The sequence below is a fragment of the bacterium genome (assembly GCA_016703265.1).
GTDB lineage: Bacteria > Krumholzibacteriota > Krumholzibacteriia > LZORAL124-64-63 > LZORAL124-64-63 > CAINDZ01.
In genome coordinates, this window is the sequence record JADJCK010000002.1 from 69,920 (window position 1) to 85,675 (window position 15,756).

The following is a 15,756-nucleotide window of genomic DNA, read 5'->3' on the forward strand; positions in this document are numbered from 1 at the left end:
ACAGGCCACGGCTTGTCTTCCCGCCGCAGCGCTCGCCAACTCGCGGCCCGCCAACCTCATCACTTCCACGCGGCACATCCCTGACGTGCGGCACGACTCGTGCCCCTCGCTTCCCCGTACCCCCACCCGACGGGAGGAGCGATGGAACACCGCACATTCTGGGACGAGGAACTGCGCGCCTTTCCACACGGCGGCCGCGGCGCCGCCGTGTGGGTCGTACGCCGCGACGGCGCCGAACCGGGCGCGCCGCTGCGCCTGCTGCTGGCCTGGGACAGCGGGCAGGCGCGTCGCGACGGACTGGCGGCGCGTCCGCCGCTGGGCGCCCTCCTGCGCGCGATGGGCGATGATCGCGAGGAACTGATCCGCAAGAGCCGCGAGGTGGCGCTCTGGGTCGAGCCGCTGCGCCAGGGCGGCCAGGTGGTCGGCTGCCTCGGCATCTGGATGGACGCCGCCGAGGCCTGGCGCGAGGGGATCTTCCTGTGGGGGCAGCGCCTGGTGCCGCGCCTGCTGCCGGTGCTGGGGGTGCTGGAATCGCAGGGGCCGGTGCCGGGGGAGACCCTCAACCAGCCCACGCTGTTCCCGCTGGCGCCGCTGTACTCCCTGGCGGGCGACGATCCGGCCGGCGGTCGCCCGGCCAGGCCCGCTCGCGCCCGTGGCGGATCCGGTCCGGTCGCCCGCGTCGCGGGCGAAAGCGGCGGGCCCCTGCTGTCGCTGCCGCGGCCGGTCACCGTCCCGGGCATTCCCGGCTGCGTGGGCATCAGCGCCGAAATGGCCCGGCTCGGGCAGCGCCTGGCGAATATCGCCCGCAGCGGGGTCAATGTGCTGCTGCACGGCGAAAGCGGCACCGGCAAGGAGATCGTCGCCCGCGCCCTGCACGTGAGCAGCGACAGGGCTGTCGGGCCGTTCGTGGCCCAGAACTGCGCCGCCTTGCCCGAGACGCTTTTCGAGTCCGAACTCTTCGGCCACCGCGCCGGCGCCTTCACCGGCGCCGCCACGGAGAAGAAGGGGCTGCTCGCTTCCGCCAGCGGCGGGACGTTCTTTCTGGACGAGATCGGCGACATGCCGCTGGCGCTGCAGATCAAGCTCCTGCGGGTCATGCAGGAGCGCCAGGTCCGGCGCATCGGCGAACTGAAGAGTGTGCCCGTCGACCTGCGTTTCGTCGCCGCCACCCACAAGGACCTCACAGCCGAGATCCGGGAGGGGCGCTTCCGGCTCGATCTCTTCTATCGGCTGAAGGTCGTCAGCGTCGTCATCCCGCCGTTGCGCCACCGGCCGGAGGACGTTGCGCCGCTGTTCGCGTATTTCCTCAAGAGATCAGGCCGTAGCCTTGAGAAGACTCGCATTACGGAAGAGGCACTCACTGCCCTGCAGCGCTGGCACTGGCCCGGCAACGTGCGCGAGCTGGAAAACGAAGCGCAGCGCCTGGCGGCGCTCTACCCGGAGGAACCCGTCATCCGTCACGCGCACCTGTCGCGGGAGATCCGCGGCGCCGGCGGCGACAGCGTGGAGGCCGCCGACCTCGGCACCCTGCGCGCACTCGACCAGGCCGGCGAGCTGCTCGAGCGCTACCTCATCCGGAAGGCGATCGCCGCCTGCGACGGACGCAAGGCGGCGGCTGCGCGGCGGCTGGGCCTCTCGCGGCAGGGCCTCTACAAGAAGATCGCCCGCTACGGGATGCTCGACCTCATCTCCACGGGGGCCGGCTGACAGCGCGCCGGCCCCGGTGGACCCGATGTCCGTGGTGTGTCTGGACAGGGTCGCGATCGCGTGGTTATGTTCCGCGCATGCGCGACCCTGTCCAGGTCCAGTTGCGGCGCCGTCGTTTCGGCCGCCCCTCGCGCGCCACGGGCCTGGCCCTGCTAGCAGGGATGATGGTCACGGGCGGGCTGCCGCCGCATGCCTGGACCGGGGTGCTGGTGCCGGCCGGCCTGGCCCTGCTCATGGCGCTCGTGCTCGCCGCGCCGCGGCCGGCGCGCCTCGCCTGGTTCTTCGCGCTTGCGCACCAGTCCACGCTGCTCTACTGGCTCTTCCTGCTGGACCCCGCCAAGAGCATCCCCACGCGGGCCTTGGTGCCCATCCAGGCGGGCCTGACGATCCTCTACGTGTCGGTGTTCTACCTGGGCTGGGGCTGGCTCTGCGGCCGCGCCCGCCAGCGGTTGGGCTCCACCCGCGCCCTGCTGCTGATGCCGGCGTTGTGGACGGCGATGGAGGCCGTGCGCTCCTTCGGTGAGCTCGGGTTTCCGTGGTGCCTGACGGGCTCGAGCACGATCGGCACGCCGTTCATGGTGCTGGTCCGTGGGGCCGGCGAACTCGGCCTGGGCTGTGCGCTCGCCTTCACGGCGGCGACCATCGTGGCCTGGACCGCTCGCGGCGGCGATGCTGCTGCAATCCCCGATGCGGCCCACGCTGCGCGCCGACGCGCGCGCCGGCCCCTGGCCATTGTCACGGCACTCGCCTGGACCGCGCTCGCGGCCGGCGCTGCCATGAATCCCGCGCCGCCGCCGCCGCCCGCCAGCGGACCGTTCGCGATCAACGCCGATTCGCTGCTTGCGAGGCCGCTGCGCGTGGCCGCGGTGCAGGCTGACGTGTCCCTGGCCGACAAGTGGGACACCGCGCGCATCGACTCCACGCGGGTGCCGTATGCCGCACTCACGAAGAAGGCTGCCGCCGCTGGCGCCGAGTTCGTCGTTTGGGCCGAGACCGCCGTGCCGGGCTACCTGCGCTACGACGTGGCGAACCTCAATTGGCTGCGCCGCCTGGTGCGTGAATCGGGCGTGTGGCTCTACGCGGGGTTCCCCGACGGGGATCGCCGCACCGACGGGCGCATGCGCCTGTACAACTCGTCGGGGCTGCTGTCGCCCGACGGCGTCATCGTCGACCGCTACGCCAAGCATCACCTGCTGCCCATCGGCGAGGCGATGCCGTTCCAGCGCTACCTGCCGTTCCTGGGCCAGCTCAACGTGGGGCAGGCCGAATGGGACCCGGGCGACCCGCCACGCGCGCTGGTGGCCAAGCTGCCTGACGGGCACTTCCCCTTCAGCGGGCTGATCTGTTTCGAGTCCGTGTTCGGCTCGCTCGCGCGCGACAGCGTGCGGCGCGGGAGCCGCTGCCTGGCCGTCATCACCAATGACGGCTGGTTCGGCCGCACGGCCGGTCCGCGGCAGCATGCGTGGCTGGCCAGGCTGCGCGCTGTCGAGTGCGGCGTGCCGGTGATCCGCTGCGCCAACAACGGCATCAGTTTCATTGCCGACCGTGACGGCCGGCTGCTGGGCTGGCTCGAGCTGGGCGAGCGCGGCGTCGTCAGCGCCACGATCAGCCCCGGCGACGCGCGCACGGGCTACGTGCGCTGGGGATCGGCTCCGGTGACCTGGTTCCTTGTCCTGTGGGTGCTGGTGACGCTCGCCGGGCCCTGGAGCCGTTGCGCCGGCGAAAGTGAGGTTGCGCCGTGATCCCGTCCGAGCGCCACGTCTTCCGCTACTGCCCGCAGTGCCGGACGGAGATGACGCGCCGCCACGACGGCGGCGCCGAGCGTCCCGTGTGCCCGGCCTGCGGCCTGGTGCAGTACCTGAACCCGGCCCCGGCAGCGGGCATCGTGCTCATGCGAGGCGACCGCGTCTGCCTGGTCAAGCGCCGCTTCGCGCCGAAACAGGGACTGTGGTCATTGCCGACGGGATTCATGGAGTGGGGGAAGATCCCGCCGAAACGGGCGCGCCGCGAAGCGCTCGAGGAGACCGGGCTCGAGGTGGAGCTGACAGCGCTCTACGCCGTCGAGTCCGGCCTGCTGCCGCCCGACACGCCCGTGGTCGTCATTTTCTATGCGGCCCGGGAAACCGGCGGCACGTTGCAGGCCGGCGACGACGCCGAGGAGGCCGGATTCTTCCTGCTCGACGAACTGCCCGGCCCCATCGCATTTGCCTCGCATCGGCGCGTGCTCGAGAGACTTCGCGCCGAACCGGCCGGGGGCAGCGCGGGAGCACAGCCGTGACGCCCGTCGCCGCCGCGGTCCTGCTCTCGGGCAGCGGCCGCACACTCGCCAATTTCCTCGAACGCATCGATGACGGCTCGCTGCCACTGCGCATCGTCGCCGTCGTCTCGAGCCGCAGTGACGTGAAGGGTGTCGAGGTCGCGCGCGCGGCCGGCCTGCCGGTGGGGATCTTCCGCCGCAAGGACTACGCCGACACGGCAGCACACAACGCGGCGATCAACGCCTTCCTGGCCCCGCACGCCCCGCGCCTGATCGTGCTGGCGGGATACCTCTGCCGCTACGAACCGCCGCAGGGCTTCGGCGGCCCCGTCGTGAACATCCACCCCGCGCTGCTGCCGAAGTACGGCGGCCAGGGTTTCTACGGCGACAAGGTTCACCAGGCGGTGCTTGCGGCCGGTGATCGCGAGAGCGGTTGCACCGTGCACCTGGTCGACGCGGAGTACGACAGCGGTCGCATCCTCGGCCAGCAGCGTGTGCCGGTGCTGGACAGTGACGACGTGGGCAGCCTCGCTGCGCGCGTGTTTGCCGCCGAGTGCGAACTCTATCCGCAGGTGCTCGCCGCACTGGCCCGTGAACTGCCGCCGATTTGACCTCGCCTCGCCCATTCCCGTATTGTCACCGTGAGCGCCGCACATCCCGAGCCTATGCACCTGCCCGGTTCGCCCATTGGGCCTCGCGTCATGACAGTTCGCCGCATGAGGGAGGACTTACATGAAACGACTCGCTATCGCCGTCATCTGCACCGTGATCTGCTGCGCAGCGCTCGCGCCGGCCCAGGACAATGCCCTGGGCCTGTACTTCAGCGGCAGTACGTTCACGCCGGCCACCGCCAGCGCCATGGTGTCGCCTGGTTTCCTGACCGCTGCCTACATCGTGTTGACGAACCCGACGGGAGCGGTCATCGAGGGCTATGAGGTGGGCATCACCTGCACGGCCGGCGATTTCGGCATTCCGCTGACGAACCTGATGTTCGACACCAACCTGGGTTCGAACGTGAACCAGCGTGTCACGTTCATGTCGCCCAAGCCGGCGCTCGCCGGCGGCACGGTATTGGCGACGGTGTTCCTGGCGACCGCGAGCACTGACTTCGAGGAGATCTCGTTCGGAGCCGCCGCGCCGCCGTCGCTGCCCGGCGACCTGCCGGTGGTCGACTATGCCGGCACTGGCCCCGTGCCCTGCGGACAGCCGTGGGGGACGCCCGCAGTGGCCTGGCTCAACGGGGTGCCCGTGTCGGTCGAGGCGTCGACGTTCGGCGCCGTGAAGGCCATCTTCCGCTGAGCAGGGCAGACGCGGCCACATGACGAAGTCCCGCGGTCTCACGGCCGCGGGACTTTGCTTTCCTGCCGGTGTGCAGCGGTCCTACATCAGGTTCGGGCACACGCCGCTGTCGCCCACCGTCGCGAACGGGTCGCGCGGATTGCCCGTCATCAGGTAGCGATGCATGGCGTCGGCGGCCACGCGGCCCTGGCCCATGGCCAGGATCACGGTGGCGCCGCCGGTCACGATGTCGCCGCCGGCGAACACGTTCGGCAGGCTCGTCTGCATCAGGTCGTTGATCTTGATGGTGCCCTTCTTCGCGTCGCGGTCGAGCTCGGGGCAGTCGGCCGTCAGCAGGGGATTGGGACCCTGGCCGATGGCGATCACCACGGTGTCGACGGCGAACTCGCGCACCTTGCCCTCGATGGGCACGGGCTTGCGGCGCCCGCTGGCGTCGGGCTCGCCCAGTTCCATCTCCTGGCAGCGGATCGCGCCCACGGCGCCCTTGCCGTCGTTGACGATCTCGAGCGGCGAGTGCAGCAGGTTGAACTCGACGCCTTCCTGCTCGGCGTGGTGGATCTCCTCGACGCGGGCCGGCATCTCCAGCCGGCTGCGGCGGTAGACGAGATAGACCACCTCGGGCCGCAGGCGCTTGGCCGTGCGCGCGGAATCCATCGCCGTGTTGCCGGCGCCGATCACCGCGATGCGCTTGATCTTCTTGACCGGCGTGTCGGCGCCTTCGGGGAATTTGTAGCCGCCCATCAGGTTGACGCGCGTCAGGAACTCGTTGGCGCTGTACACGCCGTTGAGGTTCTCGCCGGGAATGCCGAGGAACCAGGGCAGGCCTGCGCCCGTCGAGACGAACACGACGTCGAACCGTGCGCGCACGCTGTCGAGCGACTCGGCCTTGCCGACCGGGTAGTTCATGACGAACTCGACGCCCATGTCGCGCATGCCGTCGACCTCGCGCATGAGGATCTCCTTCGGCAGCCGGAACTGGGGGATGCCGTAGAACAACACGCCGCCCGGCTTGTGCAGCGCCTCGAAGACCGTGACCTTGTGGCCCTTCTGCGCCAGGTCGCTGGCTGCCGTCAGCCCGGCCGGCCCCGAGCCGATGATGGCCACGGTCTTGCCGGTGGGCGCAGCCACCGTCGGGGTGATCTTCAGGTTGTGCTCCATGGCGTAGTCGCCAAGGAACCGCTCCACGCGCCCGATGCCGCCGGGCTCGCGGCCCTTGTCCGGCCGGTTCAGCGTGCAGACCATCTCGCACTGGTCCTCCTGCGGGCACACGCGACCGCAGATCGCCGGCAGGAAGTTCTTCTCCTTGATCTTGCGCAGGGCGCCCTCGAAGTCCTTCTGGCCGACGAGCTGCAGGAACGCCGGGATGTCGATGCCGACAGGGCAACCCGACACGCACGGCTTGTCCTTGCAATCGATGCAGCGCAGTGCTTCCTGTGTCGCTTCCTGCTCGTTGTAACCGAGGGGCACTTCCTCGAAGTTGAAGATGCGCGCCGTGGCCGCCTGTTCCCGCATGGGAACCTTGGTCTTGGCCTTGTTGAGGACCTTCTTGGGCTTCGGGCTTTCGTCGCTCATGACGGGTCCTTCCTTCTAGTTCCGCAGCTGGTCAGCGGCAGCTTCCAGGCGACAACGGTGGTAACTGTCCAGCGAGGAGCGCTCTTCCGGCTGGTAGTACGCCAGCCGCGTGATCAGCTCGTCGAAATCGACCTGGTGGCCGTCGAACTCGGGTCCCTCGACGCACGCAAAGCGCGTCTTGCCGCCCACGGTCACGCGGCAGGCGCCGCACATGCCCGTGCCGTCGACCATGATGGGATTCAGCGAAGCCTGGGTGGGGATCCCGAACGGCAGCGTGGCCCTGCACACGAACTTCATCATCACGACCGGCCCGATGGTGATGACCTCGTCGACCTTCTCGCCGCCCTCGATCAGGTCGGTGAGCGCGTGCGTGACCATGCCCTTGCGTCCGTAGCTGCCGTCATCGGTGGTGATGATCGTCTGGTCGGCAAGGGCGCGGATCTCGTCCTCGAGGATCAGCAGTTCCTTCGTGCGTGCGCCGAGGATGGCGATGCAGCGGTTGCCCGCCTCCTTGAGCGCCTGCACCTGCGGCCACACGACGGCGTTGCCGATGCCGCCGCCGACGCAGACCACCGTCTTGCCGGTGGGAATCTCCGTAGCCTTGCCCAGAGGGCCGGCCAGGTCATGAATCTCCTGACCCGGCTGCAGGCGCCCGAGCATCTCGGTCGTCTTGCCGACTTCCTGGAAGACCAGGGTGATGGTGCCCTTGCCGGGGTCGCGGCTCGCCAGGGTCAGCGGGATGCGCTCGCCCTCGTCGTTGACCCGCAGGATCACGAACTGCCCGGCCTTGCCGCGCTGCGCGATGTGCGGGGCTTCGATCTCGAAGAGGCGGGTGCGGGGCGCCAGTTCCTGGACGCGAACGATCTTGTTCCCCACGGCAAGCTCCTTGGGCACGGTGGGCTTTCGCGGCAGGCGGCCGGCCGTGCGGCCGTCGCTGCGGTTGTGGCGGCAAAGTTACCGTCCCGGCCGGGGCATGCAAGCGCAAAACTGTGACAATGATTAGCGTTTTCAACGACTTGGCGCGTTGGCGGTCGCGGCGGGAACCGCGAAGCAGCGGGAGAAGGTCAAGGGGCCGCCGGAACTCCGCCCGCCGAACGGGGGGAACGTTCGACGGGCCTGCGGATACGTTCGGCGGCCCCTTGCGCTGTCACACCTGAAGGTCCGTTCGCCGATCAAGAAGGCTGCATGGATCGTGCCGCCGGCCAGGTGCCGCCTTGACGGTGCCCGCGGCGCCCCGATCTTGCGACAGGAAGCGGTTTGGCCGCCGCGCGCTGCAGGTCTGCGCGCCTCCGCCGCCGCCGCCGGGCGTGCACCCTGCAAGGCAGGATGCGAAAGGACGGGGAATCCGCATGGAAGAGATCATCCGCCGGCTCCTGGTGGAACTGGGCGAGGATCCGCAGCGCGAGGGACTGGCCAAGACGCCTGCCCGCGTCGCGCGGGCCTGGTCGGAGATGACCGTCGGCTACAGCCAGGACCCGGGCGCCATGGTGCGCGCCGCGCTGTTCACGGCCGAGAGCAAGGAAATGGTCGTCGTCAACGACATCGATTTCTACAGCACCTGCGAACATCACCTGCTGCCGTTCTTCGGCAAGGCCCATGTGGCGTACATCCCGAACGGGCGCATCGTCGGCCTGTCGAAGATGGCGCGCGTCGTGGAGGCCTATGCCCGCCGGCTGCAGGTGCAGGAGCGCATGACGGGGCAGATCGCGCAGTGCCTGATGGAAAACCTCCAGCCGCTGGGCGTGGCGGTCGTCCTGCGCGCGCAGCACCTGTGCATGATGACGCGCGGCGTGCAGAAGCAGAATTCCTACGCGGTCACCAGCGAGATGCTCGGCTGCTTCAAGAAGAGCCCGAAGACGCGGGGCGAGTTCCTGACCCTGATCCGCGAGAAGCCCTGGAGCTGAGCGTCAGCGAGGCACAAACGATTCGGGGTGCTGTCCTCGGGCCTGCGGCCCTGCGGATTGCACCCCGAATCGTTTGTGCCTCGCTGACGCGCAGCGCGACAAGAAACCCCAGCTAGACCCTATGGAGTGACCGGCCCCCTTGTCGTATCGTCGCCACCGTCGTTCAGGTGGTAGGCGATGGCGGCCGGGTGGCAAGCACCGCAGTCGCGGGTTAGCGCCGAGGGCCAGAGCCGCAGACGACGAAGGGAGCCGGCAATGAGCAGTATACCACGTCGGGCTGGATGCACAGAGGACGATCGCCGTGGCGATGCTCCAGACCGGAACCGGGGAAGTGCAGCAGTGGGATGTGGCCAACGGCCACTGCCTTGAAGGGGATCCGCAAGTCGCCGCCGCACCGTTGGCTGCGTCTACGAGGCCGGTCCCACCGGCTACGCCCTGCAGCGGCTGCTCCAGAAGGAGGGGATCGAGTGCGATCGCCGCTCCGTCGCGATCCCGGTGCGCAGGGACCGGATCAAGACCGACCATCGGACGCCCGCAAGCTGGCGCAGTTGCACGCCGCGGGCTGCTGACGGCGGTGCATCCGCCGACCGAGGACGGAGTCGGTGCGCGACCTGTGCCGCTGCAGGGCGCAGCTGGATCTGGTGGCGCGCGGCCCGGCTCAGCAAGTTCCGCGCGTCGGGCGCTGGTCTTCCACGACGGCAACCAGTGGTCGCAGACGCACGCACCTGGCTCAGGGTTGAGTTCTGGGACGGCCGACCAGGTCGTGTTCGAGGATTACATGCTGGCTCTCGAACAGCACAGGCTCGGGTGGCGGCTCTGGACGAGCAACTGGTGGCTGTGGCAGCGCAGGAACCGTACCGCGCACCGGTGGCCCAGCTGCGCGCGGGCATGACACGGTCACCCCTGTCCCTGGCCGCGGGTTGCAACGTCAGGGTCCACCGCCCTTGCTGGCTTACGGGACTGGGCCGAGCAGCACAGCAGGGCGACCAGCGACGCGAGGCAAGATCACCAAGACGGCAACCGCATCAGAGCCTCGATCGAGACCGCCTGGCACTACGGCACGCGGCGGTGGGCGAGGCTGCGCGGCGGTCAACCCCCAGGTATCGGGCTGACCGGCACAACAGGCCGCAACGGGCTGGTCGGCAGGAACACCCAACACCATCGCGGCCATCCACGATGCTGATGGGTGTGGAGACGCGGGAAGCGCAGCCAATCGGCCGGACCCTGGTCGGCAATCGGAGACGGCGGATGAGAGCAGGCACGATCCGGAGAACCCGCGTTAACGCTATGCTGGGCCGAACAGTCCAGATTCGCGTTGCTAGAGGCGGTACCTCCCGACGGAGCACGGTCATGCGGCACGGCACCGGTGCGCCGGCGCAACCCGCGTATATCAGGTGACACGTCGTCGAAGGTCCTGCCCGTCCGCCCTCTCCGGTTGCTGTGGCCACAAGCAGAAAAGGGAAGGGCCGCCTCCCTGAAGGAAGACGGCCCTTGACATGGGTCACTCCATATCAGCGGTACGCGGACTTGAGGGCGCCCCAGGAGGTGGCGCTCGTGGGCGTGGGGGCACACGGGTCGCCGCGCGCCGGCTCGACGGCGGTGGCGTAGAGGCGGGGCCCGCCCACCGGCACCGAGGCCTGCAACTCGCCGTAGATGTCGACGGCCTCGCCCGAACGCAGGAACGGCTCGTACTGCGCGGGGTGGATCCGGCTGAGGTCGATGGCGTCGTAGCTCAGCCAGCGGCCGCAGTCCTGCACACAGGCGACGACGTGGTGGAACGGGCCCGTGTCATCGGCCATCAGCACGCCGCGTACGGCCGGCGCTGTGCCCCAGGCCAGTGCCGCCACGGGCGTCACGTTGCCGAAGGGGCCGAGCAGTTCGACGCTGCCGTCAGACTGCCGCAGCGCGGCGCGGTAGTGCCAGGTGCGCTCCGGCCACGGGGCAGCCAGGCTGACCGTGAAGGTCGCCTCCTGCTGCCAGGCGGGCAGGGGCATGGTCGGCAGCGTGGCGAGCGTCGGCTTGTCGCACGAACCGGCCAGCGTCTGCTCAAGGACGATCTCGTAGCCCGCAGGGTCGCCGTCCACCAGGTCATTGACCACGACGATCGTGAATTCGAAGGTGCCGGTGGCCTGGTCGCAACTTGCGAGCAGGTCGACCACCGCGGCCGCGGGCGAAGCGGCCAGCAGCAGGGCCGCCGCCATCAGGAACTTCTTGAACAAGGAACTGCCTCCCCCGGTGGGCCTCCTGCCCGGACCCGGCCGATCCCAGCGGCCGTTGCCGTTAGCGCGTCCAGCCGCCGCGAGGTGGTGGGGACGCGCCGCGCCGACTCCAGGAGGTGACCCGGGCCGGACGCCGGCGATGCATGGAACGCTCCGCGGCATAACGCACTATTGTATCACATGAAACTGGGCGGCTAAGGCCGCTTGTCAGATAACGATACCATAGTCGACAGAGAAAATCAAACGGCCCCGGCCGGCTGTGTGCTCCTGGCCGGGGCCATCGCTTTGCAAGGGGCGCCCGCTTCCGGCAGGCGCTCTCTCGCCTAGTCAGCGTGCCCCGCGAGCCAGCGCTCCGCATCGATCGCCGCCATGCAGCCGGTGCCGGCCGAGGTGATCGCCTGGCGGTAGACATGGTCCTGCACGTCGCCGCAGGCATAGACGCCCGGCTTGCCGACCGAGGTGGTGCCCGGCGTCGTGACCAGGTACCCCGAGGCGTCGGTCGGCAGCTGCCCGTTCAGGAACGCCGTGTTCGGCGTGTGGCCGATCGCGATGAAGCAGCCGGTCACCGGCAGTTCGCGGTCCGGGCCGCCGGTCGTGTCCTGCAGCACCAGCCCGCGCAGGATGCCCTTGTCGTCGGCCAGGTACTGCTTCGGGACACTGTTCCAGGCCACCTCGATCTTCGGGTTGGCCAGGGCGCGGTCCTGCATGATCTTCGAGCCCCGGAACTCGTCGCGGCGATGGATCAGGGTCACCTTCGCGGCGAAATTCGTCAGGTAGGTGGCTTCTTCCAGCGCCGTGTCGCCGCCGCCGACGACGGCGATCTCCTGGCCGCGGAAGAAGAACCCGTCGCAGGTGGCGCAGGCGCTCAGGCCCTTGCCGTGGAATCGTTCCTCGTCCGGCAGGTGGAGCCAGCGCGCCGTGCTGCCCGAGGCGATGATGACCACCGGCGCCTCGTAGGCGCCTGCATTGGTGCGCACCTTGTACGGCCCCGCGGACAGGTCGACCGCCTCGACCGTCTCGCCCTTGACGACGGTGCCGAACCGTTCGGCCTGGGCCTTCAGGCGGATCATCAGTTCCGGCCCGGTGATGCCGTCGGGAAAGCCGGGGAAGTTCTCGACCTCGGTCGTGATCGTCAGCTGACCGCCCGGCTGCTGGCCCTCGAACAGGAGATTGGGGACATTGGCCCGGCTCAGGTAGATGGCCGCGGTCAGGCCGGCCGGCCCGGATCCCACGATAATGGCCTTGGGGGCGGGGGACGCACTCATGCTCGCTCGACTCCGGTGGAGGGGGATGACGGGCCGCAGCCCGCCCGGTGCCTGATAACGACCCTTCAGGGTAAGGCCGGCGGGCCGGATGTCAACCCGCCAGAAGCGGTCCGGGCGCGGGCAAAAATACCCGGGGCCAGCCTTGACGCCCTGCCTGCCGTGGCACTATTATTGGCGCTTGTGCCAAAGGCGGCTCATGCCCAATCAGCGGGTGATGCCGATCTGGCGGCTTTTGCCCATTCGGCTTTTGCCCGTTCCAGACGCTTCGGAACGCCAACCGGTAGGAACGCGATGTACGCTGTAGTCAAGATCAAGAAGCAGCAGTTCCGGGTCGAGCCGGACACGACGCTGCAGGTTCCGCTCCTGGCGGACGAGGTCGGCGCCAAACTGAGCTTCGACGAGGTGCTCATGTACGCGGACGGAGCGTCGGTCAAGGTCGGCAACCCGATCGTGGCCGGAGCGAAGGTCAGCGCCGAAGTGGTCGCCCACGGGCTGAGCCGCAAGATCGTCATCTTCAAGAAGAAGCGGCGGAAGAACTACCGGCGCAAGACGGGTCATCGTCAGCCGTTCACGCAGATCCGCATCACCGGCATCACCGGTTGAAGCCGAACCGCCTCCACGCGGCCGACTGACGGACGCGGGGGCCAGCCGAACAGAGAAGGTGCGACATGGCTCATAAGAAAGCAGGCGGATCGACCCGGAACGGGCGCGACTCCAATCCGCAGAACCTCGGTGTGAAGCGCTTCGGCGGCCAGACCGTCAGCGCGGGCACGATCATCGTGCGCCAGCGCGGCACGCGCATCCACCCGGGCAAGCACGTGGGCAAGGGCAACGACGACACGTTGTACGCGCTCATCGACGGTACCGTGGAGTTCCAGGACTTCCGCGGGACCAAGAAGCGGGTCAACATCCTGCCGCTGTAGCCGATGGACAGCAGCCAGGAAACCAAGCCCACCCCACGCGGGGTGGGCTTCGCTATTGGCGACGGACCCTGGCATTCACTTCCCGGATCGGAGATGCCGTGAACCCTGCCAAGCCCGAAGGCGTCCTGGTGGTCATCCCGGCCCGCTACGGCTCCTCCCGGTTTCCCGGCAAGGCCCTGGCCGACATTGCGGGCAAGCCGTTGATCGTGCGCGTGGCCGAGAACGCGCGCGGCGTCCGCCTGGCCGATCGCGTCATCGTCGCCACCGACGACGCGCGGATCGCCGACGCCGTGTCCGCGGCCGGCCTCGTCTGCGAGATGACTGCGCAGCACCCCACCGGCACCGACCGCATTGCCGAAGTGGCCGCCCGGCACGAAGCTTCACTGGTGGTGAACCTGCAGGGGGACGAACCGCTGCTCCCGCCCGCCGACGTCGACGCGCTGATCGCACGCATGCAGGAGGAGCCCGACTGGGACATCGGCACCTGCGGCCATGCCTTCGCCGACCCCGCGCCGTGGGCCGAGCCGAACGTGGTCAAGGTGGTCACGGACCTGGCGGGGCGGGCTTTGTACTTTTCGCGCGCGCCGATTCCCGGTATGTTCCCGGGGTCGGGGCGGTCGGGCCACACGGCGGCGTTGCGGCACGTCGGCATCTACGCCTACCGGCGCGAGGCGCTGCTGCGCTTCGCCGCGCTGGCGCCGACGCCGCTGGAGCAGGTCGAGGGTCTCGAACAACTGCGCGCCCTCGAGAACGGCCTGCGTATCGGCGTGGTCACCATTGCGGCCGGGCCCGTGGGTGTAGACACGCCGGCCGACCTCGAGCGCGTACGCGCCGCCTGGCCTGCCGACCGGCAGGGCGGTGGCTGAGGGCCGGTTGATGTCCGGGGATGCAGGGCGAAAGGTGGATGGATCCAGCATGGCCAAATACGTGTTCGTCACCGGGGGCGTCGTCTCGGCGCTCGGCAAGGGTATCGCGAGCGCATCGCTGGGGAACCTGCTCAGGGCGCGCGGCCTGAAGGTCGTCCTGCAGAAGTTCGACCCGTACCTGAACGTCGACCCCGGCACCATGAGCCCCTTCCAGCACGGCGAGGTGTTCGTGCTCGACGACGGCGCCGAATGCGACCTCGACCTCGGCCACTACGAGCGCTTCACCGACACCGACCTCGCGCAGATCCACAACCTGACCAGCGGCCGCGTCTACGAGACCATCCTCGCCAAGGAGCGCAAGGGCGAGTACCTCGGCCGCACGGTGCAGGTCATCCCGCACGTCACCGACGAGATCAAGCGACGCATCCTGCTGCCGGCGCAGAGCGACCCGACGGTCGACGTCGTCATCACCGAGATCGGCGGCACCGTCGGCGACATCGAGAGCCTTCCGTTCCTCGAGGCCATCCGGCAGTTCCGGCTCGAGGAGCCGCCGGAAGATACCGCCTCGGTGCACCTGACGCTGGTGCCGTACATCGCGGCAGCCGGTGAGATCAAGACGAAGCCCACGCAGCATTCGGTTCGGGAACTGCGGAGCATCGGCATCCAGCCCGACTTCCTCATGTGCCGCACCTGCCAGCCGCTGGGCGAGGAGGCGCGTCGGAAGATCGGCCTGTTCTGCAACCTGCCGGTGTCGCACGTGTTCGACGGCCGCGACGTCGCGAGCATCTACGAGGTGCCGCTGACGATGCACGAGCAGGACTTCGACGGGCTGCTCTGCAAGCGCCTGCAACTGGCGACGCACGAGCCCGACCTGACCGAGTGGCGGCGCATGGTCGGTCTCATCCTGAACCCGCCCGACCGCGTCCGCATCGCGATCGTGGGCAAGTACATCGAATTGAAGGATGCCTACAAGAGCGTCACCGAGGCCTTCATCCACGCCGGCATACCCAACCACGTGGGCGTCGACCAGGTGTGGGTCGATTCCGAGTCGCTCGAAGGCGCCGACGTCGGCGACGCGAGGCTTCGCGAGATCTTTGCAACGGTCCACGGCGTGCTCGTGCCGGGCGGCTTCGGTGACCGCGGCATTCCCGGCAAGGTCAATGCGATCCGCTTCGCGAGGGAACAGGGCATCCCGTTCCTCGGCATCTGCCTTGGCCTGCAGTGCGCGATGATCGAGATCGGCCGTGATCTGGTCGGCCTCGAACGTGCCGGGAGTGCCGAGTTCGATCCGGACTCGCCGCACCCGGTCATCCACCTGATGGAGAAGCAGAAGGGGATCGTGAATCTCGGCGGCACCATGCGCCTGGGGGCCTATCCCTGCGTGATCGAGGCGGGGAGCCTGGCCCACCGCTGCTACGGTCGCAACGAGATCTCCGAGCGGCATCGCCATCGCTACGAGGTGAACAACGACTACCGCGAGGCCTTCACGCGTGCGGGCGTCGTGTTCTCCGGCACCTCCCCGGACGGCAACCTGGTCGAGATCATGGAACTGCCGGGGCATCCTTTCTTCATCGCGGCGCAGTTCCATCCCGAACTGAAGTCGCGTCCGCGCCGTCCGCACCCGCTGTTCCGGTCCTTTGTCGCCGCGGCCGTCGTCCATCGCGATGCGGCCGAAGCCCAGGCAACCGAACGCGCAGCCGGCTAGCCGCCGAAAGGAAACGTCGTGAACGAGCAGGAGCGCGGA

General features: G+C 69.0%; 14 protein-coding genes. 10 read left to right on the forward strand and 4 right to left on the reverse strand.

The annotated features are described in order from the left end of the window. Positions 1-141 precede the first annotated feature (141 nt). The 5 genes from IPG61_04100 to IPG61_04120 all read left to right on the forward strand — a co-directional run bounded on the left by IPG61_04100 (position 142) and on the right by IPG61_04120 (position 5,263). Entirely contained in the window at positions 142-1,707 is a 1,566-nt protein-coding gene (locus IPG61_04100; protein MBK6733260.1) for a sigma 54-interacting transcriptional regulator, read from the forward strand. 77 nt (positions 1,708-1,784) lie between these two features. After that, positions 1,785-3,449, forward strand: a complete 1,665-nt coding sequence (gene lnt / locus IPG61_04105) for an apolipoprotein N-acyltransferase (GenBank protein ID MBK6733261.1) — start codon at positions 1,785-1,787, stop codon at positions 3,447-3,449. Beyond that, positions 3,446-3,985, forward strand: a complete 540-nt coding sequence (locus IPG61_04110; GenBank protein MBK6733262.1) for an NUDIX hydrolase — start codon at positions 3,446-3,448, stop codon at positions 3,983-3,985. The genes lnt and IPG61_04110 overlap by 4 nt, the downstream gene beginning before the upstream one ends. Then, on the forward strand, positions 3,982-4,575 hold the full coding sequence (locus tag IPG61_04115) for a phosphoribosylglycinamide formyltransferase (protein ID MBK6733263.1): 594 nt from the start codon (positions 3,982-3,984) through the stop codon (positions 4,573-4,575). Before IPG61_04110 ends, IPG61_04115 begins: the two co-directional genes overlap by 4 nt. 121 nt (positions 4,576-4,696) lie before the next feature. Then, complete coding sequence (locus tag IPG61_04120) at positions 4,697-5,263, forward strand: hypothetical protein (protein ID MBK6733264.1); 567 nt, start codon at positions 4,697-4,699, stop codon at positions 5,261-5,263. Positions 5,264-5,344: 81 nt separating this feature from the next. On the opposite strand, the gene gltA is transcribed toward IPG61_04120, so the two are convergent. Next, on the reverse strand, positions 5,345-6,835 hold the full coding sequence (gene gltA, locus IPG61_04125; protein MBK6733265.1) for an NADPH-dependent glutamate synthase: 1,491 nt from the start codon (positions 6,833-6,835) through the stop codon (positions 5,345-5,347). Positions 6,836-6,850: 15 nt separating this feature from the next. Beyond that, positions 6,851-7,711 carry a sulfide/dihydroorotate dehydrogenase-like FAD/NAD-binding protein gene (locus IPG61_04130; GenBank protein ID MBK6733266.1) on the reverse strand — a complete coding sequence of 287 codons (861 nt, stop codon included), beginning with the start codon at positions 7,709-7,711 and terminating at the stop codon, positions 6,851-6,853. Between the two features lie 473 nt (positions 7,712-8,184). Between IPG61_04130 and folE the strand changes: the two genes are divergently transcribed. After that, on the forward strand, positions 8,185-8,739 hold the full coding sequence (folE, locus tag IPG61_04135) for a GTP cyclohydrolase I FolE (GenBank protein MBK6733267.1): 555 nt from the start codon (positions 8,185-8,187) through the stop codon (positions 8,737-8,739). A gap of 1,511 nt (positions 8,740-10,250) precedes the next feature. Here the strand turns inward: folE and IPG61_04140 are convergent. Further along, a complete protein-coding gene (locus IPG61_04140; protein ID MBK6733268.1) occupies positions 10,251-10,958 on the reverse strand; it encodes a hypothetical protein in 708 nt (235 codons plus the stop codon). A 323-nt stretch (positions 10,959-11,281) separates the two neighbouring features. Beyond that, positions 11,282-12,223, reverse strand: coding sequence for a thioredoxin-disulfide reductase (trxB, locus tag IPG61_04145; GenBank protein MBK6733269.1), 942 nt, complete (start codon positions 12,221-12,223; stop codon positions 11,282-11,284). Between the two features lie 291 nt (positions 12,224-12,514). Between trxB and rplU the strand changes: the two genes are divergently transcribed. The 4 genes from rplU to IPG61_04165 all read left to right on the forward strand — a co-directional run bounded on the left by rplU (position 12,515) and on the right by IPG61_04165 (position 15,717). Further along, positions 12,515-12,826 (forward strand): 50S ribosomal protein L21, encoded by a 312-nt coding sequence (rplU, locus tag IPG61_04150; protein ID MBK6733270.1) that lies wholly within the window; start codon positions 12,515-12,517, stop codon positions 12,824-12,826. 65 nt (positions 12,827-12,891) lie between these two features. After that, positions 12,892-13,146, forward strand: a complete 255-nt coding sequence (gene rpmA, locus IPG61_04155) for a 50S ribosomal protein L27 (protein MBK6733271.1) — start codon at positions 12,892-12,894, stop codon at positions 13,144-13,146. Between the two features lie 125 nt (positions 13,147-13,271). After that, positions 13,272-14,012 carry a 3-deoxy-manno-octulosonate cytidylyltransferase gene (gene kdsB, locus IPG61_04160; GenBank protein ID MBK6733272.1) on the forward strand — a complete coding sequence of 247 codons (741 nt, stop codon included), beginning with the start codon at positions 13,272-13,274 and terminating at the stop codon, positions 14,010-14,012. A 49-nt stretch (positions 14,013-14,061) separates the two neighbouring features. Beyond that, entirely contained in the window at positions 14,062-15,717 is a 1,656-nt protein-coding gene (locus IPG61_04165) for a CTP synthase (protein MBK6733273.1), read from the forward strand. Positions 15,718-15,756: the final 39 nt, after the last annotated feature.